Here is a 16666-nt window from a genome sequence, read left to right as displayed (position 1 = left end):
GACCATCAGTGTTTCCGGGCACTGTATTGAGTATCTGAGGATATGAAATCAGCACAGCGCAGACGTTCCATCCGTCTTCGCATCAGCGCGTTCAGCGACGCCCTTCAGCCAGCATGCGCACCGCCAGCGCGGCCAATACCGTCCCCATCAACCAGCGCTGAGCCTGCTGCCACAGCGGCCGACCGGCGAGAAAAACGGCAATGGAGCCGGCCATCAGGGCGATGATCGCATTGACCGTGACGCTGATGACGATCTGCGTGGAGCCCAGCACCAGCGATTGCAGCAGTACGCTGCCATGGCCCGGCTCGATGAACTGCGGCATCAGCGACAGGTACATCACCGCGATCTTGGGGTTCAGCAGGTTGGTCAGAAACCCCATCATGAACAGCCGCCGCGGGCTGTCGGCCGGCAGGTCGCGGACCTGAAACGGCGAACGCCCGCCTGGCTTGAGCGCCTGCCAGGCCAGGTACAGCAGGTACAGCGCGCCACCGATGCGCAGTGCGTCATAGGCGTAGGGCACGGCCATCACCAGTGCGGTGATGCCCAGCGCGGCGCAGAGCATGTAGAAGACGAAGCCCATGGCCACGCCGCCCAGCGAGATCAACCCGGCAACCCGCCCCTGGCAGATCGAGCGGGAGATCAGGTAGACCATGTTCGGGCCGGGGGTCAGGACCATGCCCAGTGCGATCAGGGCAAAAGCCAGCAGGTGGGAGAACTCAGGCATCGGGCGCATCCTTGGCGTACGAGGGGAGCGCGAAGTGTATCCGGTGTCGAGGCCATCGTGGAACGGCTGCCCCTGCAAATCCAGGCATTCAACCGAACTGCCCGACTATCAGCCCCAGCGCGATCGTGATCATCACCGCGCCCGACACCCGCCCGACGATCTGCGCCGCCTGTGGCCGGGTGCGCAGCACGGCCTTGGCGCCGTAGCCGACCATCAGGTAGATCACCAGCGAACTGCACAGGTGCACCAGCCCCAGCAGCAGGATCTGCAGCGGCAGCGGCCAGTTGGAGGTGGGGTCGGTGAATTGCGGCAACAAGGCCAGGAACAGCAGGAACACCTTCGGGTTGAGCCCGCTGACACAAAACCCGCGCAGCGCCCAGCGCGAACCGGTCTCCCCCGCCTGAACCACTCCCGCCTGCGGCGCCGCCGGCTTGAGCAACAGGTTGCCCCCCAGCCACAGCAGGTAAAGACAACCGGCAAGGGTCAGCAGCGTCAGTGCCAGCGGGTGCCCTGCGATCAGGCTACCGACCCCGGCCGCCACCACCAGGGTGGCCATGAAATGCCCGGACAACATCCCGGCCACTGCCGGCATCACCCAACGGCCGCGCATCCCGGCCGAGATCGCATAAGCCCAGTCGGCGCCGGGGGTGATGACGAACAGCAACGACACGGCCCAGAACGCGGCCAATACACTGAGGGTCATTTCGGGTGTTCCTTTCAGAGGTCTGGTTGAAAGGAAGATTACGGATTCCGCGCGGGGATTATCTTTCGTATATTGCCGACAACCTTAGAGAGCCTGGAAGATTCTCTCCCATGGATCGCACTGATCGAAAAATCCTTGCCGAACTGCAAAAGGACGGTCGCCTGTCGGTTACCGAACTGGCCGACCGCGTTGGCCTGAGCCTCTCGCCCTGCCATCGTCGGCTCAAGGCGCTGGAAGCGTCCGGGGCGATCCTCGGTTACCACGCACGCCTGGCGCCTTCGGCGGTGGGCCTGAACTTTGCGGCGCTGGTGTTCGTCACCCTGCGCGAGGTGACCCGCCAGCCAGTGGCCGACTTCGAAGCGGCGGTGACCGAGGTGCCGCAGATCGTCGAGGCGCAGCGCCTGTTCGGCGATCCGGATTACCTGCTGCATGTGGTAGCCAAGGACCTGCCGGCGTTCCAGAAGCTGTATGACGAAATCCTCACCAGCATTCCCAATGTGAAACGGCTGAGCTCGACGCTGGTGATGAAGGAAGTGATCCAGGATCGGTTGTTGCCCATGTGAGTGAGCGCACTGAAATGTATCCGGAGGTGGCGCCGCCTTGAAACGCTTCCCTCGGACCGGTAACCTCTGCGCGCTGCTGTAAGTCCAGCAGTCGGGTTTGGTAGCCCGCGATCAATCAAGGCGCACAAGCGCCCGCTCTACGCTTCAGTTGGTTTTTGTACCTGCTGTTGCGTTCGACGGCGGCTGTGCGCAGGGCGCCTTCGTGCGCGCCGGTTTCCTTGATTCCCGGTCTACCAACCTGCGTACAGCCGCCACCCTTTCGTTTGGTAGCGAACGGTGGCGACTCCATTGAATCAAGGAGCGACACAATGACGAAAGGCCTGCCCCACCCTCCAACCCCCACCACCGCACCCGCGCATTTCGGTAGCTGCGACGGTAGTCATCGTGCACTGTTTGCCGTCTGTGCCGGTATCGCCGCCGAAGACGCGCTGGTGCACTTGTCCACTCTGCTCAAGGGCGCTTCAGCAGCAAACCAGACCGCCATGGAACTGGCCACCGGCACCTGTCGGGACCTGCTGCTGAACAACGATCACGGGCTCGATGCCTGCAAAGCGCTGGTCGAATCCTTGCTTGAGGGACTGGAGCAGCAAGTTCAAGGCTGAGATCGCCAGGGCCGCTACGCGGCCCTTCGAGCCCGTTCCTGCAAAAGCCTCCACAAGCCTCAAGCTGCGGCGCCATCAATCCCCGCGAAAGAACCCATCCCCGGCATTTCTCAACAACTCCACCATCGCCCCCGCCGCTGGCGGCAGGTACCCTTCGGCGCGCACCGTCACCCCGACCGTACGGCGCATGGTGGTGGCCTCCAGCGGCACTTCGCGCAGCCACGACATGCCCAGGCCATGCTCCAGCGTCTCGCGTGCGGCAAAGCTCAGCAGACGGGTCTTGGCGATCAACCGGGGCAGCAGCGAGATCGAGTTGGTCTCGATCTGCACCTCGGGCAGCGGCAACTGGTGGCTGCTGAACACATTGTCGATCCAGCGTCGCGCCGTCACCGTGGGAGCTGCCAGCACCCAACGGTAGTTGCACAGGTCCTTCAACTGCACATCACCCGAGAACACCGGGTGATCGGCGCTGGCCACCACCACCGCTTCGTCCTGCAGGATCGGATAGGAGCGAAACTGCGGGTCATCGACGATCAAGCCGCAGATGATCGCGTCCAGCCGCCCTGAGCGCAGCGAGTCCTTGAGCATGTCGTCCTGGCCGATCGACAGTTTCAAGGTCAGTTGCGGCGCCCGCTCCAGCAGCGAAGCGGTCAGTTGCGGCAGCAGGTGCTCGGCCATGCTCGCGGCACATCCCAAACGGATGTTGCCCACCAAACCGCTGGCAAAGTCGCGCACTTCACGCTCGGTCTCGGCGATGCTCACCTGCAACTGCTTGCCGCGCGCCAGCAACAACGCGCCAGCATCGGTCAATTTGATACGCCGGCCATCACGCTGGAACAGCCGCGCGCCCAACGACTCTTCCAGGCGCTGGATGCTTTTGCTCAGCGCCGGTTGGCTGCGGTTGAGTTGCTGTGCGGCGCGCCCCAGGTGGCCGAGTTCGGCAATGGTGGCGAAGTAAGTCAGGTCACGTAGGTCCATGATCGATGAATTTCAGTTATGGATTCATAGAAAGTAGAAAATAGACTTGATCAATCCACAGGTCGATAATTTTCTCTGTCAGCCACCTCTGGCTCTCGCCGTACAGGGAGATCGACTTGCCCACCGCCCTACCCCCCCAAGCAGCAAAGAACGCGTCCCCCACCCTGATTTTGCGATGGCTCGCGCTGATCCTCTGTGCTGGCGCCGCCGGGCAGATCCTCCACGCCCTCGCCGTGCCGGCCGGGCTGTTTCTCGGCCCCATGCTGATGGCCATCATCTTCGGTGTATCCGGCACGCAACTGCGCCTGCATCGCCAAGTGTTCCGCTTCGGCCAGGGCTGTGTCGGGCTGCTGGTGGCGCACTCGGTGACCTGGTCGGTGCTCGCCTCGCTGGCCGACGCCTGGCCGCTGATGCTGTTCGCCACCTTCGTCACGGTGGTGCTCAGCGCCCTGGTCGGCCTCGGTACCGTGCGCTTCGGCGGCATTCCCGGCAGCACCGCTGCCTGGGGTACTGCGCCGGGCGCAGCCTCGGCGATGGTGTCGATGGCCGAAGACAACGGCGCCGACGGACGCGTGGTGGCCACCATGCAGTACGTGCGTGTGGTGTGTGTGGTGATGATCGGCTCGCTGGTCAGTCACCTACTGGGCGCCACCAGCGTTGCTGGCGACGCGGCCCAGGCCGCGGTGGTCGCCGACAGCGTGCAACTGGGCAACCTGCTGCTTGGTCTTGGCGTGGTGCTGGTGGGCGTTGCCGCCGGTTCGAAGATGCCCGCCGGCGCCCTGCTGATACCGTTGATGCTTGGCGCAGTGCTGCAACTCACAGGGGTGTTGCACGTCAGTCTGCCCAGCGAAGTGCTGGCCATCGCCTACGGCGCCATCGGCTGCTACATCGGCCTGCGCTTCGACCGCCAGACCGTGCGCTATGTGTGGAAGCGCCTGCCGACCATGATCGCCGGCGCCGTGGTGCTGATCCTGCTCTGCGCGGGCTGCGCCTGGCTGCTGGCGCGGCTCGCCGGCACCGACTTCCTGTCCATGTACCTGGCCACCAGCCCCGGCGGCCTGGATGCGATGGCGATCATCGCGGTGGAAACCCACGCCGATGTCGGCATGGTCCTGGCGATGCAGACGCTGCGCCTGTTCGGGGTGATCCTGACCGGTGCGTATCTGGCCCGGCAGATCATTCGCCTCACCCAGAACGCCCACTGAAGGGTGCACCAGGCCGAAGGGTAGCTATCCTTCCCCGCACAACAACGACAAGTGCCTGGTAGTCCGCCCCATGAACATCCTGTACGACGAGCGCCTGGACGGCGCACTGCCCACGGTCGACAAGGCCGCGCTGCTGGACACCCTGCGCAGCGCCCTGCCCGACCTCGACATCCTGCACACCGAGCAAGACCTGCGCCCCTACGAATGCGACGGCCTCAGCGCCTACCGCGTGGTGCCATTGCTGGTGGTGCTGCCACAACACCTGGAACAGGTTCAGGCGCTGCTGAAGATCTGCCACGCGCACCAGGTGCCGGTGGTGGCCCGCGGAGCCGGTACCGGCCTGTCGGGCGGAGCTCTGCCGCTGGCGCAGGGGATTCTGCTGGTGATGGCGCGGTTCAATCGCATCCTTGAGATCAATCCAGCAGGTCGCTTCGCCCGTGTCCAACCGGGTGTGCGCAACCTCGCGATCTCCCAGGCAGCAGCGCCACACGGTCTTTACTACGCGCCCGATCCCTCGTCGCAGATCGCCTGCTCGATCGGCGGCAATGTCGCGGAGAACGCCGGGGGTGTGCATTGCCTGAAGTACGGCCTGACCGTGCACAACCTGCTCAAGGTCGAAGTCCTCACCATCGAGGGCGAATACCTGACGCTGGGCAGCGATGCCCTGGACGCCCCAGGCTTCGACCTGCTGGCGCTGTTCACCGGCTCCGAAGGCTTGCTGGGCATCGTCACCGAAGTCACCGTCAAGCTGCTGCCCAAGCCACAGGTGGCGCGGGTGTTGCTGGCCAGTTTCGACAGCGTGGAAAAGGCCGCTCGTGCGGTGGCCGACATCATCGGCGCAGGCATCATTCCCGCAGGCCTTGAGATGATGGACAACCTGTCGCTACGGGCCGCCGAAGACTTCATCCATGCAGGCTATCCGGCCGAGGCCGCCGCCATCCTGCTGTGCGAGCTCGACGGCGTGGACGCAGACGTGAAGGACGACTGCCTGCGCGTCGAGGCCGTGCTCAAGACAGCCGGCGCCAGCGAGGTACGCCTGGCGCGTGACGAGGCTGAGCGCGTGCGCTTCTGGGCAGGCCGCAAGAACGCTTTTCCGGCGGTAGGGCGCATTTCCCCCGACTACTACTGCATGGACGGCACCATCCCGCGCCGGGCACTGCCAGGGGTGCTGCACGGCATCGGCGAGCTGTCGCGCGAGCACGGCCTGCGCGTGGCCAACGTGTTCCATGCCGGCGACGGCAACATGCACCCCTTGATCCTGTTCGACGCCAACCAGCCCGGCGAGCTGGAGCGTGCCGAGGCCCTCGGCGGCAAGATCCTGGAACTGTGCGTGGCGGTGGGCGGCAGCATCACCGGCGAGCACGGCGTGGGACGCGAGAAGATCAACCAGATGTGCGCGCAATTCAACGCCGACGAGCTGACGCTGTTCCATGCGGTCAAGCACGCCTTCGACCCGCTGGGCTTGCTCAACCCTGGCAAGAACATCCCGACCCTGCAGCGCTGCGCCGAATTCGGCGCGATGCACGTGCACCACGGCCAGTTACCCTTCCCCGACCTGGAGCGTTTCTGATGGATCAGGATCACGATGCCAGCGCCGACCTGCTGGAGCAGGTGCGCCAGGCCCTCGAGCAGCGTACGTCATTGCGTATCCAGGGCAGCGACAGCAAAGCCATGCTCGGTCGTCCGGTCGACGGCCAGACCCTCGACACCCGCAGCCATCGCGGCATCGTCAGCTACGACCCCACCGAGCTGGTGCTCACGGCACGCGCCGGCACGCCGCTGCGCGAGATCGAGGCTGTGCTGTACGAGGCCGGGCAGATGCTGCCGTTCGAACCACCACACCTGGGCGACGGCGCCACGCTGGGCGGGATGGTCGCGGCCGGGCTGGCAGGGCCACGTCGTCCCTGGGCGGGCTCGGTACGCGACCATGTGCTCGGCACCCGAGTCATTACCGGGCATGGCAAGCTGTTGCGCTTCGGTGGCGAGGTGATGAAGAACGTGGCGGGCTACGACCTGTCGCGCCTGTTGGCCGGGAGTTTCGGCTGCCTGGGGGTATTGACCGAGGTATCGCTGAAGGTGCTGCCGCGACCGCGCATTTGCCAGAGCCTGCGCCTGTCGATGGATCTTCGGCAAGCCCTGGGCGAGCTGGCAGCCTGGGGTCAGCAAGCGCTGCCGATCACAGCCGCCTGCCATGACGGCGACGCCCTGCACCTGCGCCTGGAAGGCGGGGAAGGCTCCGTGACCTCTGCCGCCGAGCGCCTGGGCGGCGCGCCGCTGGACAACCGCTATTGGCACGATCTGCGTGAGCAACGCCTGGCCTTCTTCGCCGCTGACGAGCCCCTGTGGCGCCTGTCACTGCCGCATAACAGCCCGCCGCTCAGCCTGCCCGGCCGCCAGTTACTCGACTGGGGTGGCGCCCAACGCTGGCTGAAATCCACCGCCTCGCCCAGCGTCATCCGCGAAGCCGTCGCAGGCCTCGGCGGCCATGCCACGCTGCATGCCTGCCACAGCGCCGGGTTCCATCCGCTGCCCGAGCCATTGCTGCGGTACCAGCGCAACCTCAAGCGACAACTCGATCCTCGCGGCATCTTCAACCCCGGCCGCCTGTATGCCGACATATGAGGGCCAGCCATGCAGACCAACCTGAGCGAACAGGCCAAGCGCCTGCCACGGGCCGACGAGGCCGAGCGTATCCTGCGCAGTTGCGTGCACTGTGGCTTCTGCACCGCCACCTGTCCGACCTATCAACTGCTGGGCGATGAGCTGGATGGGCCGCGTGGGCGCATCTACCTGATCAAGCTGCTACTCGAAGGGCAACCGGCCACCGCCAGCATCCAGACTCACCTGGACCGCTGCCTGAGCTGTCGCAACTGCGAGACCACCTGCCCGTCCGGTGTGGAGTATCACAACCTGCTGGACATCGGTCGTGCCGTGGTCGACGCGCAGGTGCCGCGGCCGCTGGGCGAGCGCCTGCTACGCCACGGATTGCGCCTGTTTGTCCCCAGGCCTGCGTTGTTCAAGGCCCTGACCCGCACAGCCAGGGCCTTTCGGCCACTGCTGCCGAAGCCGGTGCAGGCCAAGCTGCCGCGCCATGAGCCTGTACTCAAGCCGCGTCCCAAGGTCCAGCACGCGCGTCGGGTGCTGATGCTCGAAGGATGCGTGCAACCGGCGCTGTCGCCCAACACCAACGCGGCGGCAGCGCGGGTGCTGGATCGCTTGGGAATCTCGGTGATAGCGGCCCGTGAGGCCGGGTGTTGCGGCGCTGTGGACTATCATGTCGACGCGCAGGCCGTCGGCCTCGATCGCGCTCGACGCAACATCGACGCCTGGTGGCCAGCCATCGAAGCCGGTGCCGAAGCCATCGTGCAGACCGCCAGTGGCTGCGGCGCCTTCGTGCGCGACTACGGGCACCTGCTGGCGGCGGACCTGGCCTACGCCGCCAAGGCCGCGCGGGTCAGCGCACTGGCCCGGGACCTGGTGGAGGTATTGCGCGATGCGCCGCTGGAGCGCCTGGGTATTCGAGCCGACCAGCGTCTGGCCTTCCATTGCCCCTGCACGTTGCAGCATGCACAGAAGCTGGGGGGTGTCGTGGAGGCTGTGCTCGAGCGCCTGGGCTTCAACCTGACACCCGTGCCCGACGGCCATCTGTGCTGCGGCTCGGCGGGCACCTATTCACTGACCCAACCTGTACTGGCGCAGCAACTGCGCGATAACCGCCTGAGCGCCCTGGAAAGCGGCAATCCCGAGGTGATCGTCACCGCCAACATCGGTTGCCAGAACCACTTGGCCAGTGCCGGGCGAACACCGGTGCGGCACTGGATCGAACTGGTAGACGAGGCACTCCCCGATTGAGACATCAGCCATGGCCAGCCCCACCAGGGGCAAATGAAGGTTGCCCCGTCGTCAGCAGTTGCGCAGCTGCCGCAAGCGATGGCGCTGACGCAGCATGACCCAGGTCAGCCCCAGCACCAGAGAGCCCAGCGCCACCACCAGGCCGATCAGCACCTGGCCATAACGGGCCATCAGCGCCTGGAAACCGCTGACCTGGCGTATCACCTGGATATCTGCCGGCCCCTCGGCATGCACGATGCTGATACCACCCTGGGTGATCTGCGAGATGTCGGCATCGAAGTACACCCACACCCGACACACCCCGCCGGCCTCGATGGTTGGGATCTCGATGATGTTGGTGGCGTTCTCGGGAATGCTGTCGTCCCCGGCGTCATCGCGCACCTGCACCAGGCCCTTGGCTGGCAGGCGGATGTGCACTTGTTTGAGTGGTTCGTCACGCGTATTGCGCAAGGTGATGAACAGCCCGGTGCGATGGTCCACCAGCCCCGCCTCGAAGGGCTTGGCGAATAGTTGCATGTAGGGCGTCTGCGCCTGGGCCACCAGGGCCTCGACCTGATCGCGGCTCAATGCACCCTTGGCCAGCGCCTCGACACCTGCGAACAGCCGCTCGTACTTGAGTTGCTCGCGGGCCTGGCCGATGCGCTCGTTGAACTGGCTGGGGTAGGTCAGGGCCTCGTAGGCGACATAGGCCTTCAGGCCACGATCGTCCTTGAGCGACGCATAAAGCGCGGCGCCGGCGACGACGATGACCAGCAGGCCCGCGAGGGCTTTCCCGACTTTTTCCCAACTCACCTTGGCGGTTCCTTGTATCGCGGCATGTGCGTTTGCAGACCGGGGCCAAGCGTGCCAAGTAAACCGCCCATAGGCAAGCGTTCAGCGCCCCAGCAACACCGGCACCGACGCCACCAGCATGGCTATCCCCGACAAGGTCAGCAGCCCGAGCACCAGCCGGCGAAACGCCGCTTCGCTGATGCCCAGGTAGACCCGTGTGCCCAGTACCGTAGGGATCAGCATGGCCAGGGCCACCACGCCGAACCAGGGCAGCATCGCCGAAGTCACCACACCGGTGCCCAGGTAAGTGAGCATGGTCACCGCCAGCATCGACAGGTTGAAGTTCTGAATGACCGCGCGCTGGGTGTCGCGGTCAAAGCCGCGCACCGTGCACCACAAGGTCGGTACGGTGCCGGTGAAACCACCGATGCCACCGAGCACACCGCCAACCATACCCACCGCACCGTCCGCCAGGCGATTGCCCGGCACCCTGGGCAGGCGCGGCGCCAGCAGCATCAGTGGGCACCACAGCACCAGCAGGGTGCCGAACACTGCCTTGAACCAGAGCATGTCCAGGTAGGGCAGCACCCACACACCCAGCGGGATACCCGCAAGCCCACCCAACACAAAGGGCCATAGCAACCGCCAACTGAAACCGCGGCGAACGGTGAACACCGCAATCAACTGCCCGGTGAGGCTGCCGAACACCGTGAGCGACGCCGCCAGGCGTGGCTCCAGGCCCCAAGCCCAGAACGACATGGCGACCATGCCGAAGGCAAAACCGGAAAGCCCCTGGACGAAACCGGCGACACAAGCGCCCAGAGCGATGAGGTAGAGCGGGTCCATGGCCAGTCCGTCGAGCGAAGGGAAGCGGCATTCTAGACCAAGCTGCACTCACTGCGGGCGGCCGATCAACGCCAGGCGCAGGCCAAAGCCGATCAACAGGCTGGCGAAGGTCCAGCGCTGCACCACCTCGACCTTCGGATTGCGCGCCATCCAGTAGCCCAGCGCGGCGCCGATCATGGCGTAGAACAGATCGAACAACAGCCCGACGATCACCAGCACCACACCCAGCAGCAAGAACTGCCCACCGACCTCGCCGACACTGGCATCGATGAACTGCGGTAGCAGGACCGAACAGAACAACAACGCCTTGGGATTGCTGATATTGGTCAGCAGCCCACGCCACACCGCCGTGCCGTAGGCGCGTCGGGCCACTGGCATGTGTGCATCGTTGAGATCAGGCACCAGGCTGGGCGCACGAGCGATGCGCAGCCCCAGCCAGATCAGGTACACCACGCCCACCACGCGTACCAGCTCGAAGGCCCAACCGACCGTCTTGAGCAGTACCGCCAGCCCCAATGCAGCCAGGGTCACGTGTACCGCTCGCGCAATCGCAAGGCCTACTGCGGTCGCTACTGCATAAGCGCGGCCCTGGGTACTCGAGGTGTGCAGCACCAGCACCATGTCCGCCCCCGGGACCAGGCATACCGCGACCAGCGCACCAATGAACACCTCCAGATTCGCCATCTTCGCCTCTCCTGCCTGCAAGGGAACACTGGCTTGAAAGCTTAACGAGCAGCGCGCCGGCGTGCGTTGCGTAGTTCACTACACGCGAGAGGATTATTGGCATATCGTGCCAATCACGATTTCAAAGAAACGGATAAATGCCAAAAATGAAACTCGACAACCTTGACCGCCGGATTCTTGCCGCCTTGCAGCGCGACGCACGCCTGACCAATGTGCAACTGGCCGAGGAAGTTGGCCTGTCACCCTCCCCTTGTCTGCGCCGCGTACGCCTGCTGGAAGAGGCCGGAATCATCCGTGGCTATCAGGCACAGATCGACCGCGATGGCGTGGGGCTGGGGTTGACGGTATTCGTTGGGGTGAAGGTGGAGCGGCACACCGAGGCATCGTCCGCCGCCTTTCGCCAGGCGGTCTCGGCGTTGAGCGAAGTGGTCTCATGCCACCTGGTGTCGGGCGAGTCGGATTTTCTGCTGCAGGTGGTGGTGCCGGACCTGCGGGCCTATGAGCGGTTCCTGATGGAGGCGCTGCTCAAGGTGCCGGGGGTGACGGACATCCGCAGCAATTTTGCGATTACCACGGTGAAGGAACAGACGGGATTGCCGCTCGGGCACCTGCCACAGGCGGTGGGTGAACAGTGATGTGTGGGGGCACGCAGTTGCCCCCACACAGCGCCTCAGGCGAAGCGCTCGACCTGCGCCGGAGTACGGCGCATCAGCACCTTGCCGCCACGCACCGAGACCAGCGCATATCCCTGGCTACGGATCATCTCGTAGTCATCCGGCGCCGACAGCACCAGCAGGTTCGCCGGGCGCCCCACTTCAATGCCGTAGCGCTCGCCCAGGTTCAGGGTGCGCGCACTGTTGTCGGTGATCAGGTCCAGCGCGCGCTGCAGGTCTTCATAGCCGAGCATGTGGCAGATATGCAGGCCCGCTTCGAGGATGCGCAGGATGTTGCCGTTACCCAGCGGGTACCACGGATCGACGATCGAATCCTGACCGAAGCACACGTTCATGCCGGCGCGGTCGAGCTCAGCCACCCGAGTCACGCCGCGGCGTTTCGGGAAGTTGTCGAAACGCCCTTGCAGGTGAATGCTCTCGGTCGGGCAGGACACGAAGTTGATGCCCGACATCTTCAGCAGGCGGAACAGCTTGTAGCAGTAGGCATTGTCGTAGGAGCCCATGGCCACGGTGTGGCTGGCAGTGACGCGCTCGCCCATGTTGCGCACCCGCGCCTCTTCGGCGAGTACTTCGAGAAAGCGCGACTGCGGGTCATCGGTTTCGTCGCAGTGCACATCCACCAGGCAACCGGTGCGCTCGGCCAGGTCCATCAGGAACTTGACCGACGACACACCCTGGTCACGGGTGTTCTCGAAATGCGGAATGCCGCCGACCACATCGGCGCCCAGGGCGACGGCCTCGGTCATCAGTTCGCGACCGTTGGCGTACGACTCGATTCCCTCCTGGGGGAAGGCGACGATCTGCAGGTCGACCAGGTGCCGGACCTCTTCGCGCACCTCGACCATCGCCTTGAGCGCCACCAGCGTCGGATCAGTGACATCGACGTGAGTACGCACATGCTGGATGCCGTGGTCGACCAATGCGCCGATGGTCTTCTTGGCACGGGCCTTGATGTCTTCGTGGGTGGTGATGGCCTTGCGCTCGGCCCAGCACTCGATGCCCTCGAACAGCGTGCCGCTCATGTTCCAGCGCGGCTCGCCGGCGGTCAGGGTGGCGTCGAGGTGGATGTGCGGCTCGATGAAGGGCGGGATCACCAGGTTCTGCGCAGCGTCGATGTCCGCAGCGTTGCTCAGTGCAACCGCCGCGTCCTGGGGTTCGATGGCGGCAATGCGATCGCCATCGAGCTCGATCCGGAACAGGCCGGTCTTGCCGCGCAGGCGGGCGTTGATGATATTCATGGGGTTACTCCTTGCCTTGGCTTTCGCTCATGCGCCAGATCAGCAGCGCGACGGAAGCGTTCATGCGGAAAAGCGAGTCATCGAGCGACTGTCCGCTCAACTGCTCGATGCGTTGAATACGCTGGATGATGGTGTTGCGGTGTACGCCCAGGCGTTGCGCCGCCTGGGCGCCGTTGCCGTTTTCCTTGAGCAGTACATCGAGGGTGTGCACCAGGGCGTAGGGATGCTTGCGCCCGGCTTCGATCAGCGGGCCGAGGGTCTGGGCGACGAAGTTGTCGATCAGCGAACGGTCGGCAATCCCCTGCAGAAGGCGCAACACACCCAGCTCGCTGAAATCGCACAGGCCGGCAGCCGGGCGCATGTTCTGTGCCACTTCGAGAGCCTGGCGCGCCTCGCCCAAGGCCTGACGATAGTGAGCGCAGTCTTCGGCCAGGCACGACAGGCCCATGAACAGCTCCATCTCGCCTGTCCGCTCGGCCAGTTGCCGATACAAGGCTGCGAGCGCCGGGCGCAAGTCCGGTGCGTCGGCCAGCAGCAGCACGAAGAGGTCACCCGGCAATTGCGCCATGACCGCCCCCGCAACCGTGCGGCACCAGGCCTCCAGTTGCTCTTCGAGCGCCTGGCGGGTGTTCTGCCACAGGCGTTCGGCCTGCTCCGGTCGATGCCGCTCGAACAGGCCATCGACCGCCGACAGCCGCAGCGCGACCACACGGCGGGGCTCGTCCAGCGCCAGCTGCAGGTGTGCAGCGCGCTGGCGGGCAATGGCCAGGCTCGGGTAGTCGCCGGTCAACAGCTGGCCGAGAATGTCGTCACGCGAGCGCCGCACCTGGCCCATCTGCACCAGCGCCGTGCCGATCAGGTGGGTGACCACCACCATCTTCAAGGCGTAGGGCTGCTCGATCAACGGTAGCCCCAACTGTTCAGCACGCTCGACCACCGCCGCCGGGATGTGCTGGATGAAGGTACCGCCGGTGAGGATCACCATGCCGGCAATACCGACAGCATCGCCATCCTCCACCAGGCTCAGCAGGTTGGCCTCGCCACGCGGATGGTTGATACCGGTGACGAACACCAGTTCGCCGCCCATCACCCATTCGGCAATGCCTTCGTTCTCCGCCACGTAAGGCCAGCGCACCCGCCGCTGCAGGTTGCGTGCACCGGCCCGCACGGTCATCTCTTCGAGACCGGGCAGCCCCAGCAGCTCATCGAGTGCCAGGCTCACGGCTTGGCCTGTGCCACGGGGCGCACGCGCGCAACGACTTCAAGCAGGACGATGTAGCACAGCGCCGAAGCACCGATACCCACCAACGGGGCGACCCACGGCGAGCTGTAGGCCAGCACCGCCCCCACTGCGTAGGCGAACAGGCCGGCGCGGTTGTAGCGCGGCAGGCTGACCGAAGCCAGGGTCGGATACTTGCCACGGTGGCGGTACCAGAAGTCGGCCATGATCACTCCGCCGACCGGCGGAATGATCGAACCCAGCAGCACCAGGAATGGAATCAGCCATTCATACATGCCACCGATCGCCAGCACGATACCCACGCCGGCCGCCACCAGCGTCGCGGTACGACGACGCTCGCTGCGCACCAGGTGGCAGGTCGCCGCGGCGACGTTGTAGATGGTCGGGCCCTGAATGGTCCAGAGGTTCAGGCACAGCATCACCACGGCGGCGAACGACAGGCCCTGCAGCATCATTACTTCAACAATGTCGGCTTGCTGGTAGACCATCGCGCACCAGGCGCCTGCCACCACCATCAGGCCGTTGCCCACCAGGAACGCCACGACGCTGGCCGTGACCGCCACCCGGCCACTGCGCGACAGGCGTGTCCAGTTGGTGGCCTGGGTCGCGCCGCTGGCGAAGGTGCCGAAGACCATGGTCACCGCTGCCGAGAAGCTCATCGCCTCGTGCGGCACCACGGCCATCAGCCCTTCGAAACCACCCACGTGCCGGGTGGCGATGACCATCGAAATCACCAGCAGCACGAACATCAGGGGCACCGACAGTCGCGAAAGCCAATCCAGCCCCTTGAAGCCAATGATCGCGGTGATGCTGAAGCCCAATCCGAACAACACCATCAGCGGAATGGTCAGGCCCTCGGCCAGCCCCAGCAGCTTGACCAGCACGATCGCCACTGTCGCCGTGCCCCAGGCGTACCAGCCCAGCTCAGCGAAACCCAGCAGAAAATCGGAGAGCCGGCTGCCCGACTCACCAAAACAGAAACGCCCCATCAGCACCGTGTTCAGGCCACTGCGCGAGGCGATGAACGCGAGCGTTGCCGCATAGATCGCCAGCAAGGTGTTGCCGATGGTGGCGATCCACAGCATGTCGACGAAATTGAAGGCCATGCCCAGCTTGCCGCCAGCGAACATGGTGCCGGTGAAGAAGGTGAAGCTGAACAGGACCATGGCAATCGGCAGCAGGCCCTTGCGGGCGTGCCGGGGGGCTTCGGTCAGGGGGAATTCGCCGGGTGAGCTCATTTTTATAGTGTTCCAGTGTTGGGGGGTTGGCGCTGGCGGAGCAATAAGTGGGCCGGATCCAGGGTAGACGATGTTCAGACTGGGAATTGGGCTTTAACGATATCCATCAATGTGCAACACGCACATAAATTATTGATCAGGGTGAAAAATTGTGGGCTTTATATCTCATTTTGATGCACGCGTGCACCTTTGGGTGGCGAACTTGCACTAGCCCGCCGGGGGATTTCCAGCGCTTTGCGCTGACGAACACCTTGAACATCACAGCTATCCTTTTATGGCAGTACAATCATGGCCGCACCGCGCCAAGTCTCGGTGATGCCTATCGGTTCAGGACTTCTCAATGCCCTACCCCATCGAACAGAAACTTGTCGTCGGCGTTGCCTCCAGTGCGCTGTTCGACCTCGCTGAATCCGACGACATCTATCAAAGTGAAGGCGTCGAAGCCTATCGCCAGCATCATGAAGCGAACCTCGACAATCCGTTCCCCAGGGGCGTGGCCTTTCCGTTCATCCGCCGCTTCCTGAGCATCAACAAGGCCTTCCCCGGGCAACTGCCAGTTGAAGTGGTGCTGCTCTCGCGCAACTCGCCGGAAACCGGGCTGCGGGTGTTTCGCTCCATCACGCATTACGGCCTGGACATCACCCGCGCGGCCTTCATGTCTGGCCGCTCGCCCTACGAGTACATCCCGGCCTTCAATGCTTCGCTGTTCCTCAGCGCCAACGAAGAAGACGTGCAGCGCGCCATCGACGCCGACTATCCCGCCGGCCTGGTGCTGCCCACACGCATCTACGACGACGAGATCGACACCGAGCTGCGCGTGGCCTTCGACTTCGACGGCGTGATCGCCGACGACGAAGCCGAGACGGTCTACAAGCAGCACAACAACCTCCACGACTTCCAGGCCCACGAGTTCGCGCGCAAAGCCATCCCGCATCAGCCGGGGCCGCTGGCGGACCTGTACCGCAAGCTCTCGCACATCCGCACCCTCGAAGACCAGAAGCTTGCGCAAGACCCTGACTACAAGCGCATCCTGCGCATTGCCATCGTCACAGCGCGCAACGCACCATCCCATGAGCGCGTGGTGACCACCTTGAAAGACTGGGGCGTTTCGCCGGATGAATCGTTCTTTCTGGGTGGGATGGAGAAGGACCGAGTGTTGTCCATTCTCAAGCCACACATGTTCTTCGATGACCAGCGCAGCCACCTGAGCTCGGCGGCGGGCAACCTGCCGATGGTGCATGTGCCGTTCGGGGTGGCGAACCGCAACGTCGCCAAACCGCCTGCGCAGATGGAGGTGATGACTCAGGGCATTGGCGAGGCAACGGGTGAACAGGCGACAGGCCGATAA

At 64.6% G+C, this 16666-nt stretch carries 17 protein-coding genes; 8 read left to right on the top strand and 9 right to left on the bottom strand.

The genetic code is table 11. The features are described 5' to 3' along the window. Positions 1–91: 91 nt before the first annotated feature. On the bottom strand, positions 92–724 hold the full coding sequence (locus tag VA602_RS18480; protein ID WP_153772759.1) for a LysE family translocator: 633 nt from the start codon (positions 722–724) through the stop codon (positions 92–94). Between the two features lie 88 nt (positions 725–812). Beyond that, on the bottom strand, positions 813–1427 hold the full coding sequence (locus tag VA602_RS18475; RefSeq protein ID WP_197891327.1) for a LysE family translocator: 615 nt from the start codon (positions 1425–1427) through the stop codon (positions 813–815). Between the two features lie 110 nt (positions 1428–1537). On the opposite strand from VA602_RS18475, the gene VA602_RS18470 reads away from it, so the two are divergent. Together VA602_RS18470 and VA602_RS18465 are read left to right on the top strand one after the other, a co-directional pair. Further along, positions 1538–1990: an Lrp/AsnC family transcriptional regulator gene (locus VA602_RS18470; protein ID WP_054892027.1), complete on the top strand. Its 453-nt coding sequence runs from the start codon at positions 1538–1540 to the stop codon at positions 1988–1990. A gap of 308 nt (positions 1991–2298) precedes the next feature. Continuing rightward, entirely contained in the window at positions 2299–2592 is a 294-nt protein-coding gene (locus VA602_RS18465) for a hypothetical protein (RefSeq protein ID WP_323453917.1), read from the top strand. A 75-nt stretch (positions 2593–2667) separates the two neighbouring features. On the opposite strand, the gene VA602_RS18460 is transcribed toward VA602_RS18465, so the two are convergent. Continuing rightward, complete coding sequence (locus VA602_RS18460) at positions 2668–3570, bottom strand: LysR family transcriptional regulator (protein ID WP_054892028.1); 903 nt, start codon at positions 3568–3570, stop codon at positions 2668–2670. 116 nt (positions 3571–3686) lie between these two features. Here VA602_RS18460 and VA602_RS18455 point away from each other — a divergent pair, with 116 nt between their 5' ends. The 4 genes from VA602_RS18455 to glcF all read left to right on the top strand — a co-directional run bounded on the left by VA602_RS18455 (position 3687) and on the right by glcF (position 8627). Continuing rightward, complete coding sequence (locus VA602_RS18455; protein WP_323453916.1) at positions 3687–4775, top strand: AbrB family transcriptional regulator; 1089 nt, start codon at positions 3687–3689, stop codon at positions 4773–4775. Between the two features lie 70 nt (positions 4776–4845). Continuing rightward, the gene (gene glcD, locus VA602_RS18450) at positions 4846–6345 is read left to right on the top strand and encodes a glycolate oxidase subunit GlcD (RefSeq protein ID WP_323453915.1); all 1500 of its coding nucleotides are present in this window, start codon (positions 4846–4848) and stop codon (positions 6343–6345) included. Beyond that, positions 6345–7397: a glycolate oxidase subunit GlcE gene (gene glcE / locus VA602_RS18445; protein WP_323453914.1), complete on the top strand. Its 1053-nt coding sequence runs from the start codon at positions 6345–6347 to the stop codon at positions 7395–7397. The genes glcD and glcE overlap by 1 nt, the downstream gene beginning before the upstream one ends. Positions 7398–7406: 9 nt before the next feature. After that, the gene (gene glcF / locus VA602_RS18440) at positions 7407–8627 is read left to right on the top strand and encodes a glycolate oxidase subunit GlcF (protein ID WP_323453913.1); all 1221 of its coding nucleotides are present in this window, start codon (positions 7407–7409) and stop codon (positions 8625–8627) included. A gap of 51 nt (positions 8628–8678) precedes the next feature. Here glcF and VA602_RS18435 read toward each other — a convergent pair whose 3' ends face one another. The 3 genes from VA602_RS18435 to VA602_RS18425 all read right to left on the bottom strand — a co-directional run bounded on the left by VA602_RS18435 (position 8679) and on the right by VA602_RS18425 (position 10928). Continuing rightward, on the bottom strand, positions 8679–9419 hold the full coding sequence (locus tag VA602_RS18435; protein ID WP_323453912.1) for a hypothetical protein: 741 nt from the start codon (positions 9417–9419) through the stop codon (positions 8679–8681). Between the two features lie 81 nt (positions 9420–9500). Continuing rightward, the gene (locus VA602_RS18430; RefSeq protein WP_054892033.1) at positions 9501–10244 is read right to left on the bottom strand and encodes a sulfite exporter TauE/SafE family protein; all 744 of its coding nucleotides are present in this window, start codon (positions 10242–10244) and stop codon (positions 9501–9503) included. A gap of 48 nt (positions 10245–10292) precedes the next feature. Next, positions 10293–10928, bottom strand: a complete 636-nt coding sequence (locus tag VA602_RS18425) for a LysE family translocator (protein ID WP_323453911.1) — start codon at positions 10926–10928, stop codon at positions 10293–10295. Positions 10929–11074: 146 nt separating this feature from the next. Here VA602_RS18425 and VA602_RS18420 point away from each other — a divergent pair, with 146 nt between their 5' ends. Further along, entirely contained in the window at positions 11075–11563 is a 489-nt protein-coding gene (locus tag VA602_RS18420; protein ID WP_063545292.1) for an Lrp/AsnC family transcriptional regulator, read from the top strand. A 35-nt stretch (positions 11564–11598) separates the two neighbouring features. On the opposite strand, the gene codA is transcribed toward VA602_RS18420, so the two are convergent. From codA to codB, 3 genes are read right to left on the bottom strand one after another with little or no spacing between them, the layout of a single operon-like run. Next, positions 11599–12840, bottom strand: coding sequence for a cytosine deaminase (gene codA, locus VA602_RS18415; protein ID WP_054892036.1), 1242 nt, complete (start codon positions 12838–12840; stop codon positions 11599–11601). 4 nt (positions 12841–12844) lie between these two features. Further along, positions 12845–14062, bottom strand: coding sequence for a PucR family transcriptional regulator (locus VA602_RS18410; RefSeq protein WP_323453910.1), 1218 nt, complete (start codon positions 14060–14062; stop codon positions 12845–12847). Continuing rightward, entirely contained in the window at positions 14059–15318 is a 1260-nt protein-coding gene (gene codB, locus VA602_RS18405) for a cytosine permease (RefSeq protein ID WP_153772769.1), read from the bottom strand. The genes VA602_RS18410 and codB overlap by 4 nt, the downstream gene beginning before the upstream one ends. Before the next feature lie 340 nt (positions 15319–15658). Here codB and VA602_RS18400 point away from each other — a divergent pair, with 340 nt between their 5' ends. Then, complete coding sequence (locus VA602_RS18400) at positions 15659–16666, top strand: 5'-nucleotidase (RefSeq protein ID WP_153772770.1); 1008 nt, start codon at positions 15659–15661, stop codon at positions 16664–16666.

Origin of the sequence: Pseudomonas machongensis (assembly GCF_034961125.1) — a bacterium.
In the GTDB taxonomy this organism is placed as follows: Bacteria; Pseudomonadota; Gammaproteobacteria; order Pseudomonadales; family Pseudomonadaceae; genus Aquipseudomonas; species Aquipseudomonas machongensis.
Note: the sequence above shows the minus strand (reverse complement) of the source record. Positions and strands in the feature narration are given on the sequence as shown.